The sequence below is a fragment of the Pseudanabaena sp. 'Roaring Creek' genome, from assembly GCF_001402795.1.
Classification (GTDB): domain Bacteria; phylum Cyanobacteriota; class Cyanobacteriia; order Pseudanabaenales; family Pseudanabaenaceae; genus Pseudanabaena.
Window position 1 is genome coordinate 1 of sequence record NZ_LIRE01000769.1, and the last position, 23,677, is coordinate 23,677.

Here is a 23,677-nt window from a genome sequence, read left to right on the forward strand (position 1 = left end):
TTTTGGGAATTGGTATTACCTATTAATTTATTTAGATTATTTAGAGTCGAAAACTTTAGCTATGAAATACCGCATCTTTTTCGCGATCGCGCTACTCATCTTGCTTTTGTTTCCCCTGCCCGCTTGGGCAGCAAACCCCAGTCAAGTCATCCTGCTTCAAACCACACAAAAATGTCAAGGTTGCGATCTGACAGGAGCGTATTTACCAGTTAGCAAACTTGACTATAGCCATATCCTTGCGTCCGATCTCAGCCGCGCTAACTTAGTTGGTTCGAGCATTACCTTTTCAAATCTCAGTCGCGCCAATCTTACCGAGGCAAATCTTAGTAATGTCAACTTAAAGCGCACTAAAATGCTATTGACTAATTTTACTAACGCAATTTTGCATGATACCAATCTAACTGAAGCCGATTTAACTAGCTCGAACATATCAGAATCTCAATTGGCGAATGCAAAACTATGCAAAACCACTTTGCCTAGTGGATTAATCTCAAACCGAGATTGCTAGAAATTCTGACATGATCGCTCAGGAACTTGCTAGGTTCTTTAAGTCTTCGCCAGTGACGCGGCAAATCCGCCAATCGGGTAGAACTTCTGCGCCAATCCGCTTGTAAAAAGAGATCGCAGGGGCATTCCAATCTAAAACCGACCATTCAAAACGACCGCATCCTCTAGCTAAGGCGATTTGGGCAACCTTGGCAATCAATCCCTTACCAATTCCGCTACCGCGATATTCCGATAACACAAATAGATCTTCTAAATAAATCCCCCTTTGAGTTAAGAAGGTGGAATAGTTGGTAAAAAAGAGCGCAAATCCGACAACTTGCTGAGATGCTTCTATCTGAGCGACGATCGCTTCAATACAGGGGTTAGTGCCAAAAAGATCTTCTTGAAGTTGCGCGATATCCCCTGTTACCTGATCGGAGAGCTTTTCATAGTCAGCGAGAGCCTGAATTAGCGAAAAAATGGCTGGAATATCGGCAATGGTCGCAGCACGAATTGTAAATTGAGGTTTGATCATGAATTGGATTGCAGTGGGCAAGAGGTTTTGAGGGCTTTAGTTTCAGAAAACATTACCATATAGAATAAAGTTAACAAAAGTTAACTTTATTTTTGCTCGGTCTTCATTACTTCATATAAAAGCATGATGAATTTTATTATTACACCATCGCAGCTATTGCTGTATGGCATAGCGATCGCGGCGGGGTTAGTCTATTTGCCCTATATAGTGGTCGCCTACGGACGTTTGCGTATTGGCATCGATATGAACGCACCAAGGGCAATGTTCGATCGCTTACCAGACTATGCCAAGCGAGCTACATGGGCGCACCAAAATTCCTTTGAGGTATTTGCGTTATTTGCGGCAGCAGCCCTCACCGCCTACGTGACCAATGTTGCTTCCGATCGCACTTCGCTTTATATCATTGCTTTTCTGGTGGCAAGATTTTTATTTAACTTGTTTTATATTCTCGATTTACCTTGGTTGCGATCGCCCATGTGGGCGATCGGCATGGTTTGTATCGGCGGCTTGTTTTCCGCGAGTCTTTTCTAAGTAATCCCAAAACACATAATGGCTACGCCATTTTATGTTTTGGGATAAAACCCTAAAGATGAGTGGCGGCGCTTTGCGCCGCCACTCATCTTTAGCCATTGCGAGAGAATGCCGAAATATCCAGCCCTTCCACGGATTGGAAGAAAGCTGTTAACCTTTGGAGAATCTTGGCAACGCCGCCTTCAATATTGGACTCGATATTTAAAGGCATCACAGGATCGTGTAACGAGAGGCGTAGTAAAAACCAACCATTTTCATCCATGGAATTACAGGAAACGCGAATTCCTTCGTAGTTATGAGGAACGATTTGCCAATCTGGTTGGTTACTCGCAAAGGCTTGTAAATCCTTAATCAGGCGATCGCCTAAGGCTTTGAAATCATCTACGGTCATCTTGATCCGAAATTCTTCGCTTTCGATCGGTTCCTGTAGATTCACGATTAAATCCGTGAGAGACTTTCCCGTTAATTTAGACTTCGCTAACTCAATTAAGAGCTTACTGACTAAGTAAGCTCCATCATCAAGGAAGTAATTCTCCTTCATCGCCCCATGCCCCGAAGTCTCGATCGCTAACCAAGACTCCTGCCCAATCTGATTGAGGCGAATCGACTCATTAATCACATTTTTGTATCCCCGCTTAAAACGGTGATGTTTGCCCTGTAAGTCCCGTTCGATAAATTTAGTCAGCCCATCTGAAGTAATCGAATCCGTCACAATTGTTGACTGGGGATGTTCTTGTAGAACGATCGCTGAAATTAACGCAATTAAACGATTGCGATTTAATTCCTTGCCAAACTGATCCACGGCGGCACTGCGATCGACATCAGTATCAAAAATAATGCCAAAATCCGCTTGATGTTTAATTACGGCATCACAAATTGCTGCCATCGCCGCCTTATCCTCTGGATTGGGAACATGGTTGGGGAATGTGCCATCGGGGTCGAGAAATTGACTGCCCGTAATATCCGCTCCTAAAGGCAGCAAAACCTGATCGGCATAAAAGCCTCCTGCGCCATTCCCTGCATCGACAATGACTTTTAATCCCTTCAGGGGCTGTTCGTAATGTTCGGGGTGATTGACCGCTCTGCGGATTTGCGTAACAAATTGACTGGCATAAACGGCAATAAAATTATGTTCGGTAATTTTGCCCTGAGATTCAGAAATCACAAATTCATTCTTTTCTGCAAGGGTAAGAATATCCGTAATGTCCTTTTTCTCTAAACCACCTTGGGCGGTAAAAAACTTTAAGCCATTGCGATTGAAGGGGAGATGGCTCGCGGTTAGCATAATTGCCCCATCGCATTTAAATCCATCGGTAATCGTACTCATAAACATGGCAGGAGTAGAAGCGATCGCCAAGTCATAAACTTGACTGCCGAGAGCATTAATTCCTGCCATTACCGCTTGCATTAATTCTGCTCCCGAAAGACGGCTATCCCTACCAACGGAAATGAGTAATTCTGTCGTCGGCTTATTTAACTTCTGGGATAGCCAACTTGCAAAAGCTTTACCTAAAATACTGACAACTTCAGGGGTGAGGTTGACTTCTTCGTTGGGTACACCAGCGATCGCCACACCACGAATATCAGAACCATTCTGGATTTTTTGCCAGTTAAAAGCTTGCATAATTTTCACTTTAAAAGCTATTGGTAACCTGCCGCTTGCAGCGAAAAAAGATGGGCATAGCGTCCATCTGCTGCTAATAATTGCTCGTGACTGCCTTGCTCGATAATTCTACCATCTGCCATTACGACGATCTGATCGGCCATTCTCACGGTAGAGAAGCGATGGGAAATGAGAACGACCATGCGATCTTTAGTAAGAGAATGGAAATGATTGAAAATGCTCATTTCTGCCTCAGCATCCATCGCCGCAGTTGGTTCATCTAATACCAGAATGTCGGCTTGCGATCGCATAAAGGCTCTGGATAGAGCAATCTTTTGCCATTGTCCACCCGATAACTCTTGACCGCCCTTAAACCATTTGCCTAGCTGGGTACTAAATTTCTGGGGCATATTATTAATGAATGGTTTTGCCATCCCTTTTTCGGTAGCAATTTCCCATTCTCGGGCATCTTCGAGTCTCGCCACATTACCGACTCCGACATTCTCACCTACGGTAAATTGGTACTGGACGAAGTTCTGAAAAATTACCCCAATTCTGTTTCGCAATGCATCTAGATCCCAATCATTCAAATCCACACCATCCAGTAAAATCCTGCCGCTACTGGGAATGTAGAGCCTTGTTAACAGCTTGATAAGAGTGGTTTTCCCAGAACCATTTTCACCCACGATCGCTAGTTTTTGTCCTTGCCTTAAATGTAAAGAAATATCCTTTAACACGGGCTCTTGGCTTTCAGGATAACAGAAGGAAACATTCTCAAATCTAATTCCATCCGATGTAATTCCTTGTTTGATCGTGCCGTAGGATTTAGGAATGGGTTGTTCGAGAAATTCGTATAGGTTGGCTAAATAGAGATTGTCTTCGTACATACCGCCAATGGAGGTTAATGCCGAGGCAAAGGTAGATTGACCTTGACGGAAGACCACTAAATACATGGTCATTTCTCCTAAGCTGATCTGACCTGCGATCGCCTCGATCACGATCCAAGCGTAAGCGGCATAAAACGCTCCCGTACTGAGCAGTCCTAGCAAATATCCCCAAATTCCTTTTTGAATTGTAAGATGGCGATCCTCATCGTAAAGGCGGTTGAAAATATCACGATAGCGCTGTAATAGCATTCCGCCTAATTGATAAAGTTGCACCTCCTTGGCATAATCTTCCCGCGTAAGTAAGGTTTCTAAATAATGTTGCTGTCTGGTCTCAGGCGATCGCCACCGAAATAAACGGAATGCATGTTCTGAAAATCTGGTTTCGGCTACAAATGCAGGAATTGCTGCCAAAATCAAGACCAGCACTGCCCAGATCGAAAAATGCCATAACAGCCCGCTAAAGGTTACTAAAGTTAAAGCTGATTGTCCCAAACCAAAGATACGGCTAATCAGCGATAGAGGACGATTAGAAGCCTGCGATCGCGCTTGGGTCATCTTGTCATAGAATTCTGAATCCTCAAAATGAGCCAGATTGAGGGTGAGGGCTTTTTCGAGAATTAATACATTCACCTTCTGTCCGAGCAATACACGCAGCAATGATTGCGATACGTTTAAGCCTTTTTGGGCAGCAGCTAAAACAATAATTAAGAAGGCTTCTAAGCCAACATAGCTCAGAGCTAAATGACGATCGCTCCCTAGACCACTGTGGGAGGCGATGACCACACTATCAACGATTAGTTTTCCCACATAGGCGATCGCCGCAGGGAGCAATCCCCCCATCAGGGTAAATAAGGCGATCGCTAGGGTCAAAGTTCGACTAGTCGTCCAGACCAAACCTAGAGCCTTGATACCGTAACGAAATACTGATAAAGACTTACCTAAGGTTTTAAGGAGTGAGCTTCGTCCTTTAAATTCACTTTTTTTCTTTTTTCCCATATGGTCATTTTATCGCTATCGCTAGTCATGTTAATTAATACCAATTCACGAAAGTGTGACAACACTTTTGTGAATTAAAAACCAAACCCAGTAAGGGTTTGCAAAACACAAAATGGCTAAGCCATTTTGTGTTTTGGTATAATTAGGGTAAATTCTTCAAAGAGCTAATACTGGGGGCAAAGAAATACTCTCCACCCTTCATTTTGACCCATAGTTTGAAGCTGTAATCCTGAGTTGAACTTTTACTCCATTCTGTCGGCCAATGTTGAGTTCCCTGCGGGCTCCCAATCAGCGGATCGGGACCAACACCAACCTTAACAAAGCGATTTGCGTTAGACCATTGCCCTTGCATGAAGTTAAATTGATTCTCAATGTCCGCCTGAAAACATAAAAACAGTAAACCAGAACCCTCAGTCGGTGCATTAGTTAGATCTTTTTCTCCATAACTAACAGCACGGCGGGCGATACGATGTCCTCTTTCCTCCTCTATATTTACATTAGAATTTCTTACGGAATCACCCCTTGGATTTGTCTTCCGAATATGGGCATGAAAAGGACATTTTGTAGCGGTAATGTCCTGATCGTAATTGAAGTTATTAGGGGGATTCGGTGGGTGCATTGGCTTATCCGATATCGTTACAGGTGTTCCATCGGGGAAGCGCCCCACCACATAAGCACCTGCCAATTCATCCTGAATTTTTAACGCCTGCGCCAGCGCTTGCTGATCTTCCCGAAAAGCTTTAACATTCTGCTCTAATTTCCGATAGACCAGATAGCTCCCATAGCTATCTTCAGTCTGTCCGTTAGGATCTTTAACCAAAACAAGATCGAGAGGAGCACGGGGATCCCATTTGGAGAAATCGCGATCGCTAGCTTGAGCCTTGACAATATCGCGTTTGATAAATAAAGGTTGACTGACTCCATCAACAAAGCCAAAATGTTCGATGACCTGTCCATCCTTATTCCTCAGAATAAATCCATTTTCTTGATGGAGAACAGTGGCAATTGTACTGAGTTCTTGGGTAATTTGATTAGCAAATTTTAATAAGCTATCTTGATTATCATCAGCGATCGCAATCAAGCTGTGGATTTTCTGTTGATAGCCTACTTCCCAATCTGTAACTTTAGGATCGCCCAAGTATGTTCTGATAGCTTCGTATTGCATACCCATCGTAAAGGGTTGATTTTTGGGGATTTGAAAGGCTTCAAAGCCCAATGTCTCATAGCCGATACGAGTTAAATAAAAATTCGCAAAAACACTGCCAGAGACTTTTTGATCGCGATAACGGCGAGATTCATCAGCCTGTAGTTGTGCTGAAGTAACATAACCTTTGGTAAAGTTTTTAATCCATTCCTTAGCTACGGGAATGCAATCCAATTTCCACTGCACAAATAGATCGACAGTATAATCACGACCATGTCCCTTCAGAATATTACCCTGCAAGTCATCCAGAAGAGCTTGGTATTTGCCAGGATTGTCGGGATCAATACCAGTTTCTGGTAAGTTTTTAAAATCCTGTTCGGTGAGTGCCATATTTTTAAATCTCCGATTTGTCTTAGAATCTGCAAACAACGCCAATGAAAGCCCAATAAATATCAAATTGGTATCAAAAGTTAACATCAAAAGTTAGCGTTAAGATTGAAGCTGCACGATTTGAGCATGGGAAGGTTTACCAATATCGTTTAGATAAAAAAGCATATAGTACCCAGGGGGATAAAGATGGGGATTATCTGGAGCTGTAATCCCTACAGATGAATTGTCTTGGGCAACTTTAATGGGTAGCTTGGCAAGCCTCTGTCCATAGTCAAAGGAATGGGTAACCGTTCCTAACTTAACCATCACAACCGAAGGATTACTCGTACCATCTTTTACCACAATCCGATCGGACTGACCATATTTTAAGATTTGGGGACTACTAGTAATTTCAGGACGAGAACCTGCTTTGTATAGATAGGGAGGACTAAAGATCTCACCTTGCCAAATTTCAGAAGGTACGAAAGGCTCCACATTACCATCGGCAAAGTAATGCTGAGGATCTCTATAGTAGGTATCAATATCAAAGGACTCTATTTCTCCTGCCTTATTCTTTAATTGGGGAAAGCGAAAGAAGGTTTTAGGATCGCCTAAAACATCAACATGAAGTGTGCCATCCTTTTCCCTCGCTGTCCGATTGGCATTGCCGCCAATAACTAAAACTCGGGCATCGGGTAATAAAATTGCTCCATTGTGATAAAGCCTTGGCAGTTTGGCAGAATTTAAAGTTTTGGTTTGATATCCCGAGAGAGAATGGGAATCAGGGGTCATTAACAAGGGTTGATAAATTGGCTTATATTCTGGATATTCGCCACCATTTAGGACTAAAATTTCTTCAGTTGGAAGAATTACAGCCTGTAAATTGGCTCTTGGTTGTTTAAAAAAATCGGGGATAATTTCCCACTTCCCATTCTTTTGCGCACTTTGAGCTGGAGAAATCCAATGTTGTAAACTGGTGGAAACTCTCACCACATCGGGGGGAAAGGCATTAGGATCGATCTTTCCTTCTCTGCCATAGCTGATACTATTGCTACCAATTAGACCACCTAATAACAGCACTTCTTCCGAGTTAGGAATTTGGAGAGCCGTTCCGTAAGCTTTACTAGTTTCTAAGCGATCGGGACCGACTTCAAAGCTTAAGGAAAGTTGACCATTTCCTAAATCATTAATGGTCATCAGATAGCTTTTCTTACTGGAGTGGGGAACTAGAACCCCTGCAATGCCTGCTTCATCGCCTGTAATTAAGAGTCTCCCATCCTTTAAAGGAAAAACTCGAGGATAGAGATCGATTCCATCATAAATATCATCATTGCCAACTTTGGTATTAAAAGGACTATTTTTAATAGTAGTAAGATCGAAGTAATGGAGTTTATCGGTTTTGGGATCGTAAATTTCGACACTGGTGTTAATTTGATTGGGTTTTTCAAATTTTAGTCCAGCAAAGATCGCAACTTTACCATCGGCCAAGGATATTAGGCTTGGATACCAACGTCCATCTCGCATTTGTCCGAGGTCTTTCCATTTACCCGATCGCCAATCGTAGAGATTTAACCATTTAGTGCCCGTAAACGCTCCACCAGGATAATAGGTGTTAGTTCCACCCGCAAATAACACATTACCATCGGCTAACTGGACATGCCCAGAGCAAAAAAGGTCATTAGTCGTATTTGCGCCATTTTTACCAATCGTTTTATCGAAGCGAAGGGCTGGAGGTGAAGGAATTCGCTCGAATTTTCCTGTTTTAGGATCGAGCAGACCTGAATTATTAACTACGGCATAGTCAGAGACATCAATTCCTTCAACAAACTGATATTGACCATTTTCTCGATCTAATTCAGTCCGAAAGCTACTACCATTGACTACCAATACTTTACCGTTTGGCAATAGGGTTGTATGCACTGACTGGGTGCGATCGGACATGGCAGGCATCGGCAATACTTTCCATTTTCCCATACTTGTTCTTGCCGTTCCTGTGGAATCTGAGGTAAGGGCGATCGCCTCCTTACTATATCCAAAAACACTATCTCCAAAAACAATATAAAAAGCGAGCAAAAAGACCAAGCAGATCGAGATAATTCTTTTGACTGGGAAGATTCTAGCCATCATGATCAATTCATCCTTCTTCAGCGATCGAGTTTGCTGGAATATCAAGGTTGTGGGGTTAAGATAGACGGCGAAAGGTAGTTCCCATCTTAACCTCAATGTTATTAAGGGAAAATCATTATTAAGGGGGAATCAAGTAGGATTGATGATTTTTCTCAATTCTTCTTGTGTTTTCTTGATTGCAGATTCGGCAATGTCGTAGGCGCTGGGGTAAGAATTGGGAGTATCTTCTTCAGGAATCCAAAACTTACGTCGAGATAACCGCAGAGAGTTCACAAAAGCAGGAATAGCATTAAAAATCTCAATGGCGATCGGTCCTTTATAAACCTTTAGCACGGGTTTCAGAAAATCTTGCCAAGGCAACCAGCTCGTATGTAAGGCTCCGCGATCGGGCGGGGACACTTGAATGTAGTGCAATCTATTTTGCGTAGCTAGCTGAGCGACTTGAGTTTGAAAGGTGGTCGAGCCATCCCCATCTAAGGTTTCATGGGCACTATCGATGACGACTCCGACCTGATGGCTGCTAACACCCTCAAGAAAAGTCATCAATTGCGAGAGTTTATTGGGACCTGGCGTTTCCCAATGCGTAATCGGTTCGATCGCTAATTTCACTTTTTTGGTAATGGCATATTCTCCCAATTCATTGAGAATGGGTTGAGCTTGGTGATAGCGCTTTACCAAAAGATCTTGAAGGCGATCGCTCCAAATTGGTTCGTTAAAATCAGTGGTAGGAAAGACACCATAGGGAAGAACAATTGGTCCCATCAAAATCTCGCCCCGCAAAGCAGCGGTAATATCAACCCGCGATTTCAGATACTTTAAGGCTTGTTGCTGCTGGGCAGGGTAGGAAGAGGTGGGATCGTATGTTCTAGTTGCACCAACATTAGTCGCAATTTTCACCTTATCTAAGCCTTGACCGTCCAGATAATCGCGTAGTGCTTGATAATTGCTGACATCTTGCGCAAAACTTTGATTGAAAGTGGGAGCGATCGGAAATTCAAACCCACTATAACCAAATTCTTGCAGTTTCTTAATGTGAGTCACCACTGTTTTTCGATAGTCTAAATCCGTCGGTTTCATGTCCGTGGTAAACATGAAAAAGCTCAGGTAGATATCAGGTAGAGGAGAATGGACGCTCATAATTTTGTTTTAATGGTATAGATTTCCAGTGGCGACAGAATGCTATAACGAGTAAATTTGGTAGAAATTTACTCGTTATAACATTTAACCTTTAAGGTTTCACATTCCAAATTTGGCGATTAATTTTCCATTCATCACCTTCCTTTGCCATTAACCATAAAGCTCGATAACGGACGACTTTATTTGGACTGCCATCATGGGGATAAATTGTCGCAATGGAAGTCCCGAGTACGTAACCAAAATCTCCGATTACTTCAATTTCTTCAGCGGTAAAAATGGGATCAATGTCTTGATTGGCAATTGTATTCGCAAAGCCCTCAATGATATCCCCTTTACCACAGCGATCGGGAGCATTGGGAGGAATCCATAGAGCATCATCTGTGTACATTTCTCCATAGGATTCCAAGTCTCGCGATCGCACATTGATGGGATATATTTCTTCAAATACAGCTCTAATTTTTTCCTGATCAATAAATTTCATGATTATCCTCCATTTGGGAAATTGTATTGTTGGGTTTCTCTCGAACAATGTTTACAAGCTGCATCATACCCTGATCTTCATGATCGAGAATATGACAATGTAAAACAAATTTACCGACAAAATCACTATATCGAGTCCAGATCTTTTCGGGATGACCTTGAGTTACTAGAAGGGTATCGCGCCATACTTTTTCCACCTTACCCTGAGGATTGGAACGCTGGTGAAGAAAGGGATTAACATGAATATGGAAAGGATGACTCGGAGCTAAGGAGGCATCGCTGGTAGTTAAGTTCCATTCTTCCGCCTTCCCAAGTATCAAAGTACGTTCGGAGTCGTGACTAAACTCTTGTCCATTAATTTCAAAGTTAAACTTTTGCTTGCAATCAGATGCGGAGCAGGCTATCAAGCTAAATTCAACTTTTTGCTCACCATCAGTTGTCACAATATCGGATGGCTGTTCCTGCAAGGCAACTTTGGCAAGCTGATCGGCACTGGGTAATGCCATCTTTACTGGTAACCCTTTAACCACAACCTTAGCCAAAATGCTGCCAGTTTCTCCAGTTCCTTTTAAGGACTTTTGAGGAGAACTGGGCGAATCAACGAGCACGTATTCTTGCGATCGCTGACCATTTTTGAGAAGCTTACTCTTGACCAAGACATCACTACGATACCCTGGCTCAAGTTCTAAAGCTTGCCTATTCCAATTATCCATTCGCCCCAAGGGAATGCCATCCACGGCGATTTCACGGAGTGAGATTGAGCGATTATCACTAACTTGGGTGAGGTGCAAATTTAGACTTTCTCCTACCCCAGCATGAATAAACCGCCAATGTTGAACTTCTCCTGGACGCATTTCAATCTTGGGAACAATTTGACCGTTAATAGTGGTGTAGCGCTTTGAATTTGTCCAACCAGTTGGAGTAAGATCGTTATAGTTTTCTATTGTTCCCTGCTCATCGTAGGTAATTTGTTGAAAAACAAAAATCTTTTCCTTGGCTGCCGCAATTTCAGGAATACGATCGAGTCCACCTTCAACTATCAGGGCTCCAGCCATACCACTCGACACCTGTAAAGCCGTCGATCCATGCAAATGGGAATGATACCAATAGGTTCCACCAGGATGATTATTGGGAAGAGCTATCTCAATTGGATATTGGGGCGATGCATCGCCTAAATTATCTTGAGGTGGCATTTCACGTAAAACATTATCACTAATACCCTCTGGGGAAACATGCAGACCGTGGGTATGAAAATTAGTGGTATTGAAGGCACGAGGTAGGTTATTATTCTGGTCGGTTTGGGGATTAGTCTCTGGGGGAAGATTATTGATTAAATTAACCTTGATAGTATCTTCTGGTTTAACCCGCAAAGTAGGACCAACTAATTTACCGTTATAGGAGCGCAGATTAACCGAGCAAGCTGCAATCTGATTTTGAGCGTATCTAACTTCGATAGCAGTTTCCAACAGCCCATTTTTAGACCTAATCTCTTCGGGATTTTGGAAAGGTTTACCTCCATATTTCTCAATATCGATCGGCTCCTTCTCACAGCCCGTCTTAACTGTAGACTGAGCCAAAGCCGATGGGATAAACATGGGTTGTAAAACAAATGCACAAATTGCAAGAATTGAGACTAAAAGACAGATACATTTTTTCACCATTTCAGCTGCTTCCTCTCTATTCGATCGCTTCTATAATTTTGCTCCAATCCAAAGCGTCTATTCCTATCAATCACTATAAGAAATACCAATTCACGAATGTGTTGCCACACTTTTGTGAATTAAAAACCAAACCTAGTAGGGGTTTTTAAGTTAAGAAATGGCTAGCCATTTCTTAACTTGGTATAAATACATAATCTGATGTCAAAATAGAATCAGATTACGTTTCTATCGGATTGAATTTTGAGAATCATCAAATTGGATTACAATCCAGTAACTTGCTTGAGATAAGTGCGAGCCATCAAAGCGTATTGCAAAGGATTTGCCTTGTTGGGATCTTGTTCTGCTTCCACAATCAACCAGCCTTCATATTTCGCAAGGGCAAGCCTGTCTAAGATCGGCTTAAAGTCAATATCGCCTTCCTTATCGCCTGGGACAGTGAAAACTCCTGCCCGAATCGAATTTAAAAAGCTCAGCCCATCTGTTTTAGATTGTTCGTATATCGGCTTACGAATATTTTTGAGGTGAACATGCTTGATGCGATCGGCATACTTTTGGGTCACCTCTAGGGGATTGACTCCAGCATAGTAAAGATGTCCAGTATCAAGAAGCAAACTCAAATATTGAGGATTGGTTCCAGTCATGAGGCGATCGATATCAGCCATTGTTTCCACGCCAGTTCCCACATGGGGATGATAGACAAGCTTCATACCTGCATCGTGAGCCTGCTTGCCCAAATCATTTAAGCCATCCGTTAAGGCTTTCCACTGAGTATCATTAAAAATTGGGCGATTGGGTAAAGGAGCGATCGGCTGCTGGTGCACAGCTCCACCTAACTCCGCCACCACAATTGTATCGCCACCAATTGATTTCATAAAGGCAAGCTGTTGATCGAAGATTTTCTGGCTATCCGTTTTATCGCCAATGGTGAAATAAGTGCCTACCCATGGTTCCGAAATTGTCAAACCTCGCAATCCCAATTCTTTTTTTAATTCCGTTAAATCTTGAGGATATTTGCCTGACATTTGCGAACCTTTAAAACCCGCCAGCGCCATTTCACTAAAGATTTGTCGGTAAGGAATAGGTGGAACCAAGTCAATGCTGGGATCGTCACTATTGCTCCAACCTGTAGGCGTAATTCCTAAAAAGACTTTCTTAGAATCGAACTTAGGTATACGTACCGTAGGCTTATTAGTTGGCTTAACGGAAACCTGAGCGATCGATGGCTGCTCTTGCATCGTTGCCGCATTGACTTGAAGTGGAGAAAAAGTCATACCAACCAAAACAAAGACAGTAGCCAAGACTAATAAAGTACCAAGCAGTCTGATCTTACGGACAATTGGTGCTAGGAAAGGCTCATCTTGGATCATCATGATTTTTATTCCTGAAGCCTAAAGAGTATATTAGATTGATTGAATAAACAGAAATCGGAAAAGCAATAGAAAGGTTGCATTATTCAAGATTTTTACTCGACAAAGATTACCGATTCCAATAAATTTCTTACAGAAATACAATCCGTCCCATTCTTTCCCGATTTCTGAATCATAGTTTTGAAAATCGTCAAATCAAAATAAAGTTTTAGAACTTAATTAGAAGCTCCAAACTTAGTCACATCACCGTTATAAGTAGTTGAATCGGGCATGACTGAATTACTCAGATCTGCACCTCCAAATTTAGCTCCCTTAAGATTTGAACTCATCAATCTACTATTTCTCATCTTAGAATTAGAAAAATCCGCATTCGACAAATTCGCTCGCGAAAGAATTATTGATTTTAGTGTAGTCTCCGTCACGATCGCATTAGAAAAATTTGCATCTGTAGCGACCGAAGAATCTAGAGTACTGGAGCTCAGGTTTGCCTTAGTCAGATTCGCACTGCTCAAAAGGGCGTTATACAAATCTGCCTTAGACAGATTAGCTTCCGTTAGATCGGCTCTGCTGAGGTCTATTCCCATCAGTATTCCCTCTGAGAGATTAGCTTGGCTTAAATTTGCACCTCTAAGCTTGGCATCATTGAGCAAAGCTCCAGCCAGATTTGCGTGAGATAAATTTGCCCCATTGAGCGCACTGCCATACAAGTCCTTATAAGAAAGATCGGCTCCTGACAAATCACAATTGTTACAGGCATTGGTAATGAGTAGTTTTTGGTAGTCAGTCGCCACAAAGGCATGGGCGGGAAGATTGCAAAACATGAAGCTCAAGAAAAGAGCAATGACCATCGCTGAGAAGCCACGGAACCAACTTTTGATACTCATAGTTTGACCTTAGAACTAGACAATAAAATTGAGCGATAAAATTGAGCGATAAAACTGAGAGATAAGATTGAGCGATAAGCTTAAGCAATAAAATCAAGTAAGAATTTTATTGCTTGTAGAAATTATCTCAGAGGTTTAGGGAAGATGATGATTAAGTTTTAGTAATAATAAAGACAGAAAGAAATTCATATTATTTACAACTTAACAACTTAATTATTAACACCTTATTAACTTTCCCTTAACCTAAATTAGGAATTAAGACTAACCTTAGGTGGATCGCTCCAAGTTGCATAACCAGGGGCTTTTGCCGCTGGCGGATTAACCCCAAGAGTTGGCCATAACAGCCCTTCAGGATAAGCTTGCGGACTAACAACAAAAGTTCCATCTTTCTCCTTAGTCCCAAAGTTATCTCGCCAAGCTTTTGGCAGTGGATACCAAGTAGCGACATACCAGAGCTTAATGATATTTCGAGCGATCGGACCAAGTTTCTCAGAGCCAAGTATGTCCAATCGCAGACCATTAGTTAATATTGACTCATCACCTTCACTTTTAGCTTTTAGATCCAAACCATGAAAGGTGTTTAAAAGTTCTGCAAATAAATCATCGCCAACGACATTTCGGACAGTATCAAAGTAAGAGGAAACTTGGTCAGTTCCTTGCAGATGAAACCGAGAGTACCCAGTCAAGATTACTGAGAATTCAAGAAAATACTCTATAAATTCAAGTCGATCATTCATAAATTCTAATAATTTGAGTTATAAGGATTGATAAGAGCGAACTTTTAATCCAACCGAAAGATTGGTGCTGCGTTAACTCCTTCTAAACTAGGTATCGGGTTGCGAATGAGCAAATTAGCTTGCTCTTTTAAACGAAACATCCCGCCTACAGCAGGAATTAGAGCTTCAGGATGACCGTCAAAAGCATATTCAATTTCTGCAAGGAAATTACTATAGGATTGCTGAAATTCTTGGGCAGCTGCGTACAATTCTGAATCTTCAGGTTTATAATCGCTTAATTTAGCGTTGCACTTGAGTGGATAAACCGCATCCCAATCTACCGTAAAAGTTTTACCAGTAGGATGATCGGGGAGATCGGAATTGGTCGGATCGTCGCTGTTTACCACATAGAACTGACCCAACAATAGTTGTTGAAATCGGAAGTAATGGGAGATTTGGCGTTCTGCATCATAAACAGCACCTGCCCTCGATCCCTCTCCCTGCTCTTGGATCACCTTCAAAGCCTTTATGGCTGAGTTTAGATCGGTAACAGGAATAATATCTCCGCCACCGTTGTAGTAATACTGTGGGGTAATCTGGCGATCGGGATTACCGCAGAACAACGCATCACCCATTTCTTTGTGGAGAGCATACAAACCTCGAACAATCTCGGCATAGAACAAACCAATACTGTAAAAGGTATAGGTCGGATCGTAATTGAGAATAGTTAGCAAGCATTCACGCAGAGTGCGCGACACGACTAAGGGTTGATCTTCGGCAACTTCCTTGGCGCGCTCTATATTAAGAAAAGTTTCTATTGTTTCGGGAGAAAACTTGCTCAAACCTACTTTAAAATCCGTCGATCCCGTGGGTAAATAGGTAGGATAGGTAGGGATAAAATCGGGAGCAGTCAGAGTTGATTGAAGACTGCCACCGACTGCATTTAGGACATTAGCAACTAGGGTAAGGTGCAACATCTCTTCCACAGCAACAGCCCGAATAATATGGAAAGCCTCTAAATTGCTACCTGATTTTAGGGAATACAATGCGGTTAGATAGGGAGGAATGGTGGCATGTTCTATCTTCAACGCTTGGATCAGATAGTATCGTAGTTCCTCAACCGTATTAATTAGCTTTAAACTATCATTGTCCGTGGTCATAATACCTCTGCTAGCAATATATGCTCGGTTATGTTATTTCGACAATAGAATAATCAATTAGAATAATTAATTCTTAAATCCCTATCTTTATTTAGCTTCTAGGTCTTTAAGCATTTCCTCAGAAGCTAAAAAGCTCAGAGCTGCAAGAGTCAATGTGGTGTTAGAACTGCCAATAGATGGCATACTTCCTGCTCCGACAAGGTAAAGATTTTCATGATCCCAAGAACGAAGTTTGGAGTTCACAACTGAATTATTCTTCGTCGTTCCCATCACATGGGTTCCCGAAAAGTGATTCCCACCTTTATAAAAGTATCCTTCTCCTGCATAGGTAAAGTATTGAGGATCTGACTGATCGTAATGGGTGTAGTCTTCTACTCCTAAGCGCTGAAAGATCAAGCGGGAAATGTATCTGGCATAGGCAAAGGTCTTAAGACAGTAGTCAGATATATTGAAAGAAATGACAGGACGATAATTCCCTAATTGGTCTTTGAATTGAGGATCAATCGTAACGCGATTACTGCGATCGGCTGGCAATTCGCACATGAATGCTAGTAATAATTGCCGTGAAATTCGACTGATTAAAGTCTGGCGCAATTCTTGACCATACTTATTCTTATTATCGACAGCATCAACTACTTCAGTATAAGGAGAGCCAGTAGCCCAGCCCCAACCATCATTATGGATATCCATGGCAAAGGCAGACTGTTGATGTCGGAAAGCACCTTTGCGGAAAGTACCGATTCCTGACGTACAAAGCGGACCACGCATAGTCCCCGTTACCTCTGGCATCAACCCCCAAGCTAAGAGAAAAGGATGATCCATTAGATGACAACCCATCAGTCCGCTGGTGCTAGGCAATTCGGAAGCAAGCATCAATCGAGCATTTTCGACAGCGTTAGTGGCTAAAACAAATAAGATTCCCTTAGCCACTCCTGTGGTATGTTGCGGCGAATCGGGATCTTCATAATGCTTATAGTGAATACCAACTACCCGACCGTTTTCAGGATTTGTTTCTACTCGAAAGGCTACGGCTTGATTCAGCATTTCCACTCGACCAGTTTGAAATGCTTTACCCAAAGTTCGACGAGCATCGTATTTCGCTTGAACAGGGCAAATCGGAACACAATTGGCGTTCCCTTGACAGCGTTCTCCATATTCAATGGGCTCTTCACTCGTAACGCCATCGGGTACGAAAACGTTGCCCCGATCGTAACTAGGATTAGGCACTCCATTGCGCCCTTGAGGGAAGGTTGTAAGCCCTAAAGTTAGGGTTTCGCCAGCTAGCTCAACTTGAGTACCATCAATTTTCTCGCGAACTTTTTCGTCTAAATAAGATGGAGGAAGCTTTTCCATTGGAAAGACATACCCCTCATCAAAAATAACACCCAATGATTCTTGTTCTTTTACGTCTCCGCAAACGCCAATCTCATACTCCGCCTTACGGTAGTAGGGCATCAGTTCTTCGTAGGTAATCGGCCAGTCTAGCCCTTGTCCGTACCTGCTGTATAGTTGAAAATCCTCTGGTAACATTCTTGGGGTTTTAGCTTCCCAATGCATTGTAGTTCCACCTGTAATTCGGGTATAGGAACCGCCAAGCTTCATGGGACCTAATTCTTGAAAGTAGTCATCTATATTGTTGGGACTTAGAGCGTTAGGATTGGACGGATAGGGAGAGTTAGCATCCTTTGCAGTTGCGCTATAGAAATGATCAACGTAACTTTGAAAACCTGCAATGCTTAAATCTTTGCTTGGGGTTGCTTCAATAATTAAAATCCGCTTTCCTTGCTCGCTCAATTGCTTGGCAACAATAGCCCCTGCTACTCCCGAACCTACAATAACTGCATCATAAACAGTTTTTGAGACAGTCTGACAATCAACCGATTTTACAAATGTTTGACTTTTGCTCATACTTTGCTCATAGGTTATTTTTAATAACGAATCAAACCTAGCATATAAGTCTCCCCATTGCAAAGATTAAGATTGAAATATGACAATTCACAAATATTAATAGGATGATGAATGCTTTTAGAATCAACCAAAATGGACAATATTTATATATTACATAGTAATACGACATATTTCTAAAAAAGCAAGGCACAATCAAATTTTTAAAACCCGAAAGCCGTGACATACGTATAGTTTGCACCACAGCTTTTGACTCTAGCTTTTGACTCTGTTGTTTTATTATGTCCAGCTACTTAGCAATACTTATTAGCAATACTTAATATTAGCAATACTTAATAGTTTGTGAAAGATGGTATTAGGAAAGGCTCTCTGCCGTAACTGTAGCAAAAATAAATTTCAGATCGCGCTCTGAGAAACCAAGTTACAATATGCCACCTAACACCGTCATAAAATTTAATTAGTCTTAGAAATACCTTAGAGCAAATAATTGTCTCTTATTTGTTCTAAAATTAATCTAGCTCATCAAGATACTTAGCTATCCACCCCAAAGTAAAATTTCAAGGAAATAGAACAGCGCATACCCTATAGTTTCTAGATCTCATACCAAAGCTGAAAATGGCTACAACATTTTCAGCTTTGAAAACCCTTACTGGGTTTGGTTGTGAATTCACAAAAGTGTTGTCACACTTTCGTGAATTAATATCACTTAATGATGAGAATTTTAGTTTTTTGTAGAAATTATCCGAATATTCAAATAAATTAATGTTAAAAAATCCTACTCCCGAACCAGTTTTGTTAGTTTATGCTAGCGAGACTCCCCATAAACCAATATCCATAGATTTACGTCAAGCTAAAATAGATGAGTTTCTTGCCTCTAGATCTTTACAACCTAAAAGTAAGAAAGCTTACCAAGCCGACTTAAGTATATTTATGGGTTGGTGCAGTCTTACTTGGAACGATGTGACTCGCCGTAAAGTAGCTCAGTTTAAAACATTTTTACTCAAAGAACGAAAACTAGCTCTCAGCTCGGTTAATCGAGTCTTACAAACTCTAAAGTCTTTTTATCGGTGGTTGTTGATTTCTGAATATGTGAAATTTGACCCGACTATGGGGATTCAATTAGAAAGATTGCCTGAGTCTGTCGCAAAAGATCTAGATGATGAAGAGGTAGAGCAAATTTATCAGGCGATCGCATTAGGTAAATTTCCTGTCAGAGATATAGCCCTATTCACAGTGTTACTACATGGGTTACGAGGGGAAGAACTATGCAATCTGAACGTAGAACATTATTGTAATGGGGAGTTAGTAATTCCTGTAGCCAAGTGGGATAGCAAGGGAGAAGTACCTTTAACAAAACTGGGATTGCGTCACATTAATAACTATTTGGACTGGCGCAAAGAGAAAGAAGGGGATCTACATCCCGAGTCCCCTTTGTTTATATCATTTTCCAATCGCAATTATGGCAAACGCTTAACCTATTGGGGTGTGCGTCATGTCATGGACGATCTTGCCAAAAAAACGGGAATCGATCTTCATTCCCATCGCGGGAGACATACTTTTGCCACGAATTTAATTGTTAAATATGAGTTAGATCCATCTTTAGCCATGGAGTTAACCCGTCATCGCGATGTCCGTAGCTTTAAGCGCTACACCAATCGTAAGAATAAAATGGCGGCTAAGCGAGCATTTTTAAAAGCATCCGAAAAGCTTGACGATAGTGACGCTCCAAAGTGACGCGCCAAAATAGTTGGCTTATAACATTTCTTTAATTTAGCTAAGCAAAGCCTCTATTTGGAGGATAAGTTTTTCTAAAGATTTTTGCTTTGAGCGATCTTCCCATACTGCTGATTTTTTTAGTTGCTGCATAGAGTTGGTAAAACGGGTCTTCAGAGTTACTGGCTTTAGGGTAATTTGACCTGCTTTAATATCGCGAATTTTTTCCTTAATTTGGAGCAAAGATAATCCTGAATTAATTGCCTCTGTCAAAAGAGATTGCCTTTTCTCAATATCCTTAACCGTGGCGATCGCCGTAGCTTTTGTATATTCAATCTGACCTTGACGGAGGGCTTCTAAGACCTCTTCAGGTAGGTTTAATAATGGCAAGCGATTGACCACAAAGGATTCCCATTTGATCGTTTGCAATGAGTCAAAAATACTAATGACTTGATTAGAGATCGCTGCAATCGCACCCTCCCGCTCCTGTTCTGGAGTCACACGCATTTTGTAAAGATAGGAAACTACTTCTTTCTCGGGTAACTTTAATCGCAAGGACAAAATCTGTAAAATTGCTTCGGTCTCTTCCACGGGATTTAATTCTTCCCGTTGCAGATTTTCAATCAGAGCGATCTCATAGGCTTCCTCTGTCGTTAACTCATGAATTATGGCGGGAATCTCCTTAAGCTCCAATTCTTTGGCTGCTCGCAATCGTCGTTCACCCGCTACCAGTTCATAGCCATCTCCTAAAGGACGAACAAGAATCGGTTCGAGAATACCATGATGTCGGATTGATTCTTGGAGTTCCTGCATTTTGACAGGATCGAAATAACGTCTCGGCTGCTGTTTTGGCAAAGAAATATCACCAATCGCAATTAATCCATCAAACCTGCTAATCTCATCGTCGTCATCATCATCAAATAGAGCAATATTTGACAGTTTCGTTTGAACTTTAGATGGTGGTTTGATCATAGTTTTTCCATTGCCTCGGCAACTTCATCAAAAATTTTCAAAATTGCGCCATTATTACCCTTTTTATTAGTACCCAGATATGCCCCAAATGGCTTAAGTGCTTTTGTTGCTTCCGACAAAGCCGTAGCACGAGGGAGAGGAGAAAACACCTGCGCGATCGCCGAAAGTTGACCATTAATATCAAACAGAGTTTGCTGATCCATAGCAGTAGAAGACGCATACATTGTGGGTAAAAATCCTGCTAACTTTAAATTTTTATTGAGCCGTTTCTGGATTTTTTTGGTAGTTCCGAGTAATAAGTCTGTCCCCATCAAGGCTTTAAACTGAGTTTGAATTGGCACAAGTACATGAGTAGCGGCAACTAAACTAATCACACTTAAAATACCCAGACTGGGGGGACAGTCAATAATCACAAAATCATAAATTTCAAGATAAGGAGCGATCGCCTCCTTTAGTCGAAATTCTCTTAGTTCTTCTAATACAAGCTGCTGCTCTGCTTTAGCAAGATTAAGATTGGCTGGACATAAATCCATCCCATAGAGATCGGTGATAATCGGCAAAGCGATCGGTTGTTCACCTTCAATCTCAGCAATTAATGAATTATAAATACTTAAGTTTAAGTTTTTAGTATCTATTCCCATAAATGCCGTGAGCGAAGCTTGGGGATCCATATCTATCAAAAGGGTTTTATGCCCTCTGTTACCAAGATGATAACCAAGATTTTGGGCAACCGTCGTCTTTCCTACCCCCCCAGCTTGGTTAAATACTGCTATTACTCGGCTCATTTTTCCTGCCTTTTCTTGACTCTAGATTTGAATTTAGCTTAATGTAAAGCCTGCAAATTGGAGCAAATTTCCATGCCCGTAGAATTTATCATAACGTTATGATAAGAATCAAGCAATCATTATTTCGTTATAATTCCCCTATCCTTAAGGTATAGCTGCCGCCAGTTTTGTTAGGACAAAATCAAAACCCAAAAGAGAGTTGCCGCGCAGAGCGCGGCAACTCTCTTTTGGGTTTTATACCAATCCCCAAAAGTGTGGCTACACTTTTGGGGATTGGTATAAAACCCAAATCCAGCAAGGGTTTTAAAATCACAAAATGGCTACGCCATTTTGTGATTTGGTATTATGTCCTGATACAGTTGGCGGCAGCTATAAAAGTCCAAAAGTAAAAGCCTTGCTACGCAAGGCTTTTACTTTTGGGCTATGAGGAAGGGTTTGCGTAGCAAACCCTTCCTCATAGCCCGTTTCAACAAACAGAAAGATATAGCGATCGCTGGGAGATCGCTATATCTTTCTGTTTGTTATTGAGTATTGAGGGAAGTTGTGCTGACATCCGTTAATGGAGCTTTTGGATTTATGGAGAATCTAGCAATCAATCGAATTACTACAAATAAAGATAAACTCGTCACCACAATTACGCTGATAATTGCAGGATCGTTAAAATTTGTACCCGCTACTAAGAGGGCTCCTGCGATATTCCGCTGAGCCGTGCCGACTCCAAGGGTTAACCTTGTATCGAGATTGGGTCCCCCAAGCAGATAGCCCACGGCAAAGGCGACGATAATGAAAATGGCGATCGCGAAGACCATACCACTCTTAACCAGCTCAATTAGACTATTAAATTGTAAGATGAATGCTGAACCTATCCCTGAGATGAAAGCAAAGTTAGCAACTCGGCGTAGGAATGGAGCGACAACGGTGGCGATCGCCTCAAAGCGAGATCGAATGAATAACCCGATCGCTAAGGGAGGTAAGAGAGAGATAAATAGAGGCTTCGCAACTTGCCAAGGACTAATCTGTACGCCATCTAAAACTAGCGGTAAAACGATCGGCATAAAGATCGAAGAACCCAGCATCAATATCATTAGCAATCCTGCGGCAAAGGCAAGGTTTCCATTTACGATTTGGGCTAACTTGGGTAATACAGGAGGTCCAGCGGCAACGGCAAGGATCGTAAAGCCAATTTTGATTGGTTCACTCACGGTCACGAATTGCAGCGCCATAAAGACTAAAAGCGGTACTATCACAAAATTTGCCACTAACGCGCAAATTACTAACCGCCAATTGCGCAGGGGTTCTAGGATCTGCGGTACGGTGAGACTCAATCCCGTCGATAGTAACATCGCTAGAATAAACAGCAAAAAGGAAAGTCGATTTAGAAGAGTAAAATCAATTTTATGGAAGTAAAAGACTAGCTGCTGGATTAGAGAAGAATCGATCGAGGATAGCAATTCATGCATGGTGAATGAAGGAATTTATAATTTAAATGGAATTAATGGGAGGATATCTTTGGGAGAATTAGCAATCACGTCAGCACCATTATTGCTTAATTCTTCTACGGAACCATAGCCATAGGTAACACCGATCGCAAAAACTTGGTTTTGCTTGGTGGCGATCGTTTCGTGGGAGCGATCGCCGATCATTACGGTTGCTTTTGCATCAAGGTTTACTGCAAGCAAAATATGCCGAATTAATTCACCTTTAATGCTGTGTGTACCGTCTAATTCACTGCCATAGATACCATCAAAAAGTCCGACAATCCAAAATGCTCGACAATCCGTTGTGCATACACATGGGGCTTAGAGGTTACTATATAGGTCTGACATCCTTCTGCCCGAATAGCTGCAAGGGTTTCAGGGATTTCAGGATAAAGCGCATTTTCAAATAAGCCAATGATTGAGAAACGATCGCGATATAAGGAAATTGCGCGATCGATCAAAACCCGATCCTCAGTTTGCAGAATTTTTGCAAACCTCGTAACTTGAAAACCCTTACTAGGCTTAATTTTTAATTTCCAAAAGTGTTGTCACATTTTCGTGAATTGGTTTTAGATCTGGATTTTATAGCTACAGTCACTTGAATTAGGACAAATCAAACCCCAAGAATTGACTGGCGGCGCTTCGCGCCGCCAGTCAATTCTTGGGGTTTATGTCCTAGTACATTTGGCGATAGCTATACTTATGCCCAGCTACAAGTCAATAAAAGATAGAGAGCATACC

General features: G+C 41.7%; 21 protein-coding genes. 3 read left to right on the plus strand and 18 right to left on the minus strand.

Annotated elements, in window-relative coordinates:
- On the plus strand, positions 1-508 hold a 508-nt coding region (locus AC805_RS24150), incomplete at its 5' end, for a pentapeptide repeat-containing protein (RefSeq protein WP_055077776.1).
- Between the two features lie 18 nt (positions 509-526).
- Here AC805_RS24150 and AC805_RS24155 read toward each other — a convergent pair.
- Positions 527-1,021, minus strand: coding sequence for a GNAT family N-acetyltransferase (locus tag AC805_RS24155; protein WP_055077777.1), 495 nt, complete (start codon positions 1,019-1,021; stop codon positions 527-529).
- A gap of 126 nt (positions 1,022-1,147) precedes the next feature.
- On the opposite strand from AC805_RS24155, the gene AC805_RS24160 reads away from it, so the two are divergent.
- The gene (locus AC805_RS24160) at positions 1,148-1,552 is read left to right on the plus strand and encodes an MAPEG family protein (protein ID WP_100228938.1); all 405 of its coding nucleotides are present in this window, start codon (positions 1,148-1,150) and stop codon (positions 1,550-1,552) included.
- A 91-nt stretch (positions 1,553-1,643) separates the two neighbouring features.
- Here the strand turns inward: AC805_RS24160 and AC805_RS24165 are convergent, their stop codons facing one another.
- From AC805_RS24165 to AC805_RS24220, 12 genes are all read right to left on the minus strand, one after another.
- Positions 1,644-3,176, minus strand: coding sequence for a phosphomannomutase/phosphoglucomutase (locus AC805_RS24165; protein ID WP_055077778.1), 1,533 nt, complete (start codon positions 3,174-3,176; stop codon positions 1,644-1,646).
- Positions 3,177-3,193: 17 nt separating this feature from the next.
- Positions 3,194-5,038: an ABC transporter ATP-binding protein gene (locus AC805_RS24170; RefSeq protein WP_055077779.1), complete on the minus strand. Its 1,845-nt coding sequence runs from the start codon at positions 5,036-5,038 to the stop codon at positions 3,194-3,196.
- A gap of 142 nt (positions 5,039-5,180) precedes the next feature.
- Complete coding sequence (locus AC805_RS24175; protein WP_055077794.1) at positions 5,181-6,572, minus strand: Dyp-type peroxidase; 1,392 nt, start codon at positions 6,570-6,572, stop codon at positions 5,181-5,183.
- Between the two features lie 99 nt (positions 6,573-6,671).
- Entirely contained in the window at positions 6,672-8,678 is a 2,007-nt protein-coding gene (locus AC805_RS24180; RefSeq protein WP_055077780.1) for a galactose oxidase early set domain-containing protein, read from the minus strand.
- Positions 8,679-8,807: 129 nt separating this feature from the next.
- A complete protein-coding gene (locus tag AC805_RS24185) occupies positions 8,808-9,815 on the minus strand; it encodes a sugar phosphate isomerase/epimerase family protein (protein ID WP_055077781.1) in 1,008 nt (335 codons plus the stop codon).
- A 91-nt stretch (positions 9,816-9,906) separates the two neighbouring features.
- The gene (locus tag AC805_RS24190; RefSeq protein WP_055077782.1) at positions 9,907-10,296 is read right to left on the minus strand and encodes a nuclear transport factor 2 family protein; all 390 of its coding nucleotides are present in this window, start codon (positions 10,294-10,296) and stop codon (positions 9,907-9,909) included.
- Positions 10,283-11,890, minus strand: a complete 1,608-nt coding sequence (locus AC805_RS24195) for a multicopper oxidase family protein (RefSeq protein ID WP_231664333.1) — start codon at positions 11,888-11,890, stop codon at positions 10,283-10,285. Before AC805_RS24195 ends, AC805_RS24190 begins: the two co-directional genes overlap by 14 nt.
- Positions 11,891-12,216: 326 nt before the next feature.
- Positions 12,217-13,326 carry a myo-inosose-2 dehydratase gene (gene iolE, locus AC805_RS24200; protein ID WP_197278839.1) on the minus strand — a complete coding sequence of 370 codons (1,110 nt, stop codon included), beginning with the start codon at positions 13,324-13,326 and terminating at the stop codon, positions 12,217-12,219.
- Positions 13,327-13,538: 212 nt separating this feature from the next.
- Complete coding sequence (locus tag AC805_RS24205; protein WP_055077784.1) at positions 13,539-14,207, minus strand: pentapeptide repeat-containing protein; 669 nt, start codon at positions 14,205-14,207, stop codon at positions 13,539-13,541.
- A 248-nt stretch (positions 14,208-14,455) separates the two neighbouring features.
- Positions 14,456-14,944: a hypothetical protein gene (locus tag AC805_RS24210; protein ID WP_055077785.1), complete on the minus strand. Its 489-nt coding sequence runs from the start codon at positions 14,942-14,944 to the stop codon at positions 14,456-14,458.
- Between the two features lie 44 nt (positions 14,945-14,988).
- Positions 14,989-16,083 carry a ferritin-like protein gene (locus AC805_RS24215; RefSeq protein WP_055077786.1) on the minus strand — a complete coding sequence of 365 codons (1,095 nt, stop codon included), beginning with the start codon at positions 16,081-16,083 and terminating at the stop codon, positions 14,989-14,991.
- Positions 16,084-16,170: 87 nt separating this feature from the next.
- Positions 16,171-17,991 carry a GMC family oxidoreductase gene (locus AC805_RS24220; RefSeq protein WP_055077787.1) on the minus strand — a complete coding sequence of 607 codons (1,821 nt, stop codon included), beginning with the start codon at positions 17,989-17,991 and terminating at the stop codon, positions 16,171-16,173.
- Positions 17,992-18,750: 759 nt separating this feature from the next.
- On the opposite strand from AC805_RS24220, the gene AC805_RS24225 reads away from it, so the two are divergent.
- Entirely contained in the window at positions 18,751-19,722 is a 972-nt protein-coding gene (locus AC805_RS24225) for a tyrosine-type recombinase/integrase (RefSeq protein WP_055077788.1), read from the plus strand.
- Between the two features lie 36 nt (positions 19,723-19,758).
- Here AC805_RS24225 and AC805_RS24230 read toward each other — a convergent pair whose 3' ends face one another.
- The 5 genes from AC805_RS24230 to AC805_RS26620 all read right to left on the minus strand — a co-directional run bounded on the left by AC805_RS24230 (position 19,759) and on the right by AC805_RS26620 (position 23,397).
- A complete protein-coding gene (locus tag AC805_RS24230) occupies positions 19,759-20,673 on the minus strand; it encodes a ParB/RepB/Spo0J family partition protein (RefSeq protein WP_055077789.1) in 915 nt (304 codons plus the stop codon).
- Positions 20,670-21,458: a ParA family protein gene (locus AC805_RS24235; protein WP_055077790.1), complete on the minus strand. Its 789-nt coding sequence runs from the start codon at positions 21,456-21,458 to the stop codon at positions 20,670-20,672. The genes AC805_RS24230 and AC805_RS24235 overlap by 4 nt, the downstream gene beginning before the upstream one ends.
- Before the next feature lie 521 nt (positions 21,459-21,979).
- Positions 21,980-22,918 carry a bile acid:sodium symporter family protein gene (locus AC805_RS24245; RefSeq protein WP_055077792.1) on the minus strand — a complete coding sequence of 313 codons (939 nt, stop codon included), beginning with the start codon at positions 22,916-22,918 and terminating at the stop codon, positions 21,980-21,982.
- A gap of 15 nt (positions 22,919-22,933) precedes the next feature.
- Positions 22,934-23,137: a hypothetical protein gene (locus tag AC805_RS26615; protein WP_197278840.1), complete on the minus strand. Its 204-nt coding sequence runs from the start codon at positions 23,135-23,137 to the stop codon at positions 22,934-22,936.
- A gap of 41 nt (positions 23,138-23,178) precedes the next feature.
- Positions 23,179-23,397, minus strand: coding sequence for an HAD family hydrolase (locus AC805_RS26620; RefSeq protein WP_055077793.1), 219 nt, complete (start codon positions 23,395-23,397; stop codon positions 23,179-23,181).
- Between the last annotated feature and the right edge of the window lie 280 nt (positions 23,398-23,677).